General features: G+C 62.5%; 7 protein-coding genes. 5 read left to right on the forward strand and 2 right to left on the reverse strand.

The window, feature by feature from the left end; genetic code table 11:
• A partial coding sequence (locus AC1D1X_RS16455) for an MFS transporter (protein WP_477698673.1) occupies positions 1 to 355 on the reverse strand: 355 nt, incomplete at its 3' end.
• A gap of 333 nt (positions 356 to 688) precedes the next feature.
• On the opposite strand from AC1D1X_RS16455, the gene AC1D1X_RS16460 reads away from it, so the two are divergent.
• From AC1D1X_RS16460 to AC1D1X_RS16470, 3 genes are all read left to right on the forward strand, one after another.
• Positions 689 to 1999: an NAD(P)/FAD-dependent oxidoreductase gene (locus AC1D1X_RS16460; RefSeq protein WP_477698674.1), complete on the forward strand. Its 1311-nt coding sequence runs from the start codon at positions 689 to 691 to the stop codon at positions 1997 to 1999.
• A 61-nt stretch (positions 2000 to 2060) separates the two neighbouring features.
• Positions 2061 to 2204: a hypothetical protein gene (locus tag AC1D1X_RS16465; RefSeq protein WP_164483755.1), complete on the forward strand. Its 144-nt coding sequence runs from the start codon at positions 2061 to 2063 to the stop codon at positions 2202 to 2204.
• Between the two features lie 7 nt (positions 2205 to 2211).
• Positions 2212 to 2544: a VF530 family protein gene (locus AC1D1X_RS16470; protein WP_477671466.1), complete on the forward strand. Its 333-nt coding sequence runs from the start codon at positions 2212 to 2214 to the stop codon at positions 2542 to 2544.
• Here the strand turns inward: AC1D1X_RS16470 and atpE are convergent.
• The gene (atpE, locus tag AC1D1X_RS16475) at positions 2541 to 2777 is read right to left on the reverse strand and encodes a F0F1 ATP synthase subunit C (RefSeq protein WP_477671465.1); all 237 of its coding nucleotides are present in this window, start codon (positions 2775 to 2777) and stop codon (positions 2541 to 2543) included. The genes AC1D1X_RS16470 and atpE overlap by 4 nt on opposite strands.
• A 41-nt stretch (positions 2778 to 2818) precedes the next feature.
• On the opposite strand from atpE, the gene AC1D1X_RS16480 reads away from it, so the two are divergent.
• On the forward strand, positions 2819 to 3526 hold the full coding sequence (locus AC1D1X_RS16480; RefSeq protein WP_477698675.1) for a pseudouridine synthase: 708 nt from the start codon (positions 2819 to 2821) through the stop codon (positions 3524 to 3526).
• A gap of 40 nt (positions 3527 to 3566) precedes the next feature.
• Complete coding sequence (locus tag AC1D1X_RS16485; protein ID WP_477671463.1) at positions 3567 to 4331, forward strand: SDR family NAD(P)-dependent oxidoreductase; 765 nt, start codon at positions 3567 to 3569, stop codon at positions 4329 to 4331.
• Positions 4332 to 4443: the final 112 nt, after the last annotated feature.

The following is a 4443-nucleotide window of genomic DNA, read 5'->3' on the forward strand; positions in this document are numbered from 1 at the left end:
CCAGCAACAACTCGCGCGAAGCCCAGCTGTGGTGCATTCCCCCAATTTGCCAGCCCTGTGTGGCCGCCACCAGGATCATCGCCACCGTGGCCTGCGTGACCAGGCAGGCCGCGATGATGCGCCCACGGTGAAATCGGTCGGCGACGTGTCCGGCCACCAGCGTCAGCAGCAAGGCCGGAACAAACTGGTACAGCCCCACCAGCCCGAGGTCCCAGGCGTTACCGGTCAGTTCGTACATCTGCCAGCCCACGGCGACCATCAGCATCTGGTTGCCTGTGGTGGCAAAAATCCGGGCGAACCACATGCGCATGTAGGCGCGCTGGCGGGTGAGTTCCTTGAATGAGTGTGTCGGCATGCGGCCCGAAGCTTAACAGCGCCGTACCCGCCAGGTGTGGCACGGGGCTACTCTTGAGGGGACGCTTCGGCGGTTGCAATGCTATTGATTTAATAGCTGCTTGCGCACGTCCTGTATAGCTAAATCCAGAATTAGTGCATTGACTCATCCACAGGCATGAGGGCTCTCCCCGGAGCGGGACCATTTTTACCCAAACCGGAAAACAAGCCCGATAAGCCCGCCTGCTGGCCTGAAAATTAGGCCATTGGCTTTAAGTGGGAGACCGTTTTAGGCGAAACAGGCAGTTAACATGGCGACATAACAGGGCCACCCTGGCACCAGGAGGAAGAAGTTATGCACCGCATCGTCATAGTGGGCGGAGGCGCCGGAGGGCTGGCGCTGGCCACGCAACTGGGCAAACGCCTGGGCAAAAAGGGCCTGGCCGAGGTCACCCTGGTCGACGCCGCCCGCACCCACGTCTGGAAACCGCTGCTGCACCAGCTGGCCGCCGGCAGTTTTGACACCCACGCCGAAGAAATTGAATACCTCGCGCAGGCCCGCTGGAACCACTTCAAGTTCCGTCTGGGCAGCCTGACCGGCGTGGACCGCCAGAACAAAACCCTGCAGCTGGCCGCCAGCCATGACGAAGCCGGCCGCGAGATCACACCGGCCCAGCAACTGGCCTACGACACGMTGGTGATTGCCGTGGGCAGCCAGACCAACGACTTCGGCACGCCCGGTGCGGCCGAACACACCATCAAGCTCGACAGCCCGCAGGCCGCCAAGCGCTTTAACGACCGCCTCATCAACGCCTGCATTCGCGCGCAAACCGTGCCGCGCGTGGCCGGCAGCGGTCGTCTGACGGTGGCGATCGTGGGCGGCGGCGCCACCGGGGTGGAGCTGGCCGCCGAGCTGCACGCCGCAGCGCGGGTGCTGGCCAACTACGGCTTTGACCACATCCACCCCGAAAAAGACCTGCAGATCATTCTCGTCGAAGCCGCGCCGCGCCTGCTGGCCCAGTTGCCCGAGCGACTGAGCGAATCGGCCATGCGCGAGCTGCGCAAGCTGGCCATCGAAGTGCACACCAATGAAAAAGTGGTGGAAGTCACGGCCGACAGCCTGAAGATGGCCAGCGGCAAGGTCATTTCATCGAGCATCACGGTGTGGGCCGCCGGCGTAAAAGCCTCCGACTTTCTGCGGACCCTGGGCGATGGCAACCCGCTGGAAACCAACAGGCTCAACCAGCTGGTGGTGAACGGAAACCTGCAAAGCACGGGCGACGCAAACATCTATGCCTTTGGCGACTGTGCGGCATGCCAGCAACCCGACGGCACCTGGGTACCACCGCGAGCCCAGGCCGCCTACCAGCAGGCCATGTACCTGACACGCTCACTCTCCGACCTGATCGCCGGCAAGCCGGTAGCGCCCTTCGTCTTCAAGGACCAGGGTTCGCTGGTGTCGCTGTCGGAATACTCTTCCGTCGGCAGCCTGATGGGCAGTCTCACCAAGGGCAGCTTCTTCATTGAAGGCCAGCTGGCCAAGTTCATGTACTGGGGCCTGCACAAGCAGCACCAGCTGGCGCTGGGCGGCTTCAAGAAAACCGCACTGATCACGCTGTCKGAAATGCTGGACCGCACCTATCGCCCCCGCATCAAGTTGCATTGATAATCACGGCATCCCTCTCGCGATTCTTTTATCAACCTCACTCAACCCAACGGAGAAAACCATGGCAAAAGGACAGCAAAACAACAACAAGATGGTCAAGAAGCCGAAGAAGGACACCTCGCCACCCAAGACGGTGTCTCCCGACGCGGTGCGCCCGACCATCGTGACGCAGGTTCCGCTGCGCGGCAAACTGAAGAACAAATAAGGTTTTGATGGTCGGCACTGGCGACTTGCCTGCAAACCCGCCCGGAGATGTCCTGGCTGTCGCTCCAGCACAGCCGGGCAATCCACTGCATGGCGTCAAGCTGGAAACGATCGTCACTGCGCTGTCTGACCACTACGGCTGGGAAGAGCTGGGCCAGCGCATCAACATCCGCTGTTTTACCAGCGACCCCAGCGTGGCGTCCAGCCTGAAATTTTTGCGCAAGACGCCCTGGGCGCGCGAGAAAGTCGAAAGCCTTTACCTCTTCATGCTGCGGGAAGTCAAACGCAGCAGCCCGCCGGTTCACAACTTCCCGCCGCCTAAAGCCAAGCCCCAGCCCTAGAGGGGATTGGCGAACAAGAGCATCATGGCGATGCCCACACCGATCAGGAAGTTGGCATCGATCAGGCCGGCCAGCAGGAACATCTTGACCTGCAGCGGCTCCATCAATTCGGGCTGGCGCACGGCACCTTCCAGAAATCGCCCGCCCATCGTCCCTATGCCCAGGCAGGCGCCAATGGCGCCCAGGCCGATGATCAATCCACATGCAATGGCAATGGCACCTGCGTCAGTCATGATGTCTTCTCCTTGGTTAAAAACTTTTCGTTGACTGAATCATGAAGGYCGAGCCGCCGCAGAACAATTACCCCGCAGGTAATGTCATCGACATTCCAGGTGTGAGGCTGCTACACGCCGATGAGTTCCTGCTGGTGCTGGACAAGCCTTCAGGACTGCTCTCAGTGCCGGRACGCGGCGAAGACAAGCAGGACTGCCTGAGTGCCCGCGTGCAGGCCKCCTTTCCAGACGCCCTGATCGTGCACCGGCTGGACCAGGCCACCTCGGGCCTGATGCTGATGGCGCGCGGCGCGGCCATGCAGCGGGCGCTGAGCCGATCGTTTGAAACGCGTGAGGTTGGCAAGCGCTACGTGGCGGTGGTAAGCGGCCACTTGCCCGCATCGAGTGATCCGAATGCCCCGGACGGCTGGGGCCTGATCGACCTGCCCATCATCGTGGACTGGCCACGCCGGCCGCTGCGCATCATCGATGCCGAACGCGGCAAACCCAGCCAGACCCGCTGGCGCGTGCTGGCGCATGATACGGCGGCTAACACCACGCGCGTAGAACTCGAACCTGTCACCGGCCGGTCGCATCAATTGCGCGTGCATCTAAAAGCGCTGGGCCATCCGATTTTAGGCGACGCGCTGTACGCCTCTGAAACGGTACAGGCGGCCGCGCCCCGGCTGTTGCTGCACGCCGCAGCGCTGCAGCTCACGCATCCGGCCAGCGGGCAGGCGATGGCATTTGAAAGCAAGCCCGACTTTTAGACCGCGAGCAGTTCCATGGTACCGGCGCTACCATGCAACCATGACACAAAACACCCACCTCACCCTGATCACAGGCGCCTCGCGCGGCATGGGCTTTTCCATGGCACGCCAGCTGCTCACCGCCGGCCACACGGTGCTTGGCATTTCGCGCACTGCCGTGCCCGAGCTGGAAGAACATGCGCAGCATGTCGGCGCTACGGTGCTGCAATGGGCGCATGACCTGGCGGACAGCGGCTCACTGAATGAGAAGCTGGAAAGCTGGCTCAAGGATTCACATGCCAGGGCACCCTGGACCAGCGTCACGCTGATCAACAACGCAGGCGTGATCCCGCAGATCGGCTCGCTGGACCAGATTGGCGAAGCAGACCTGGCAAGGGCGCTGCGTGTGGGACTGGAAGCGCCCATGCAAATCACCGCCGCCTTCCTGCGCGCCACCGGCGGCTGGCAGGCGCCGCGCAAGGTGCTCAATATTTCGTCGGGCCTGGGGCGCCGCGCCATGGCTTCGCAAGCGGCTTACTGCGCCGCCAAAGCCGGCATGGACCATTTCACCCGCTGCCTGGCACTGGAAGAAGCCCTGAAGCCCCATGGCGCCAAAGTCTGCTCACTCGCACCCGGCGTGATCGACACAGGCATGCAGGAGCAGCTGCGCGCAGCCGACCCCAAGGCCTTTCCGGATCGTGAGTCGTTTGTAGGTTTGAAAACGGGCGGCGTACTGACATCGCCCGAAGATGCCGCTGCGCGAATCCTCGCTTTCCTGGCACGGCCAGATTTCGGCGCCAATCCAGTAGCTGACGTGAGGGACTGACCGCTCCCACTGGTTACCAAAGAACTCTTAAACCCAGCAGGTGCCGCGGAACCGGCTTTGCCGGGCCGCAGGCGCCGCCCCCTCGAGGGGGGAACAGGCTACACGCAGTGAG

Source organism: Polaromonas sp. P1_G4 (assembly GCF_056405475.1).

Excerpts from the sequence above, each read along its gene's own strand:
- AC1D1X_RS16465 (WP_164483755.1), top strand. The coding sequence starts at position 2,061 with ATGGCAAAAGGACAGCAAAACAACAACAAGATGGTCAAGAAGCCGAAG.
- AC1D1X_RS16470 (WP_477671466.1), top strand. The coding sequence starts at position 2,212 with ATGGTCGGCACTGGCGACTTGCCTGCAAACCCGCCCGGAGATGTCCTG.
- atpE (WP_477671465.1), bottom strand. The coding sequence starts at position 2,777 with ATGACTGACGCAGGTGCCATTGCCATTGCATGTGGATTGATCATCGGC.
- AC1D1X_RS16485 (WP_477671463.1), top strand. The coding sequence starts at position 3,567 with ATGACACAAAACACCCACCTCACCCTGATCACAGGCGCCTCGCGCGGC.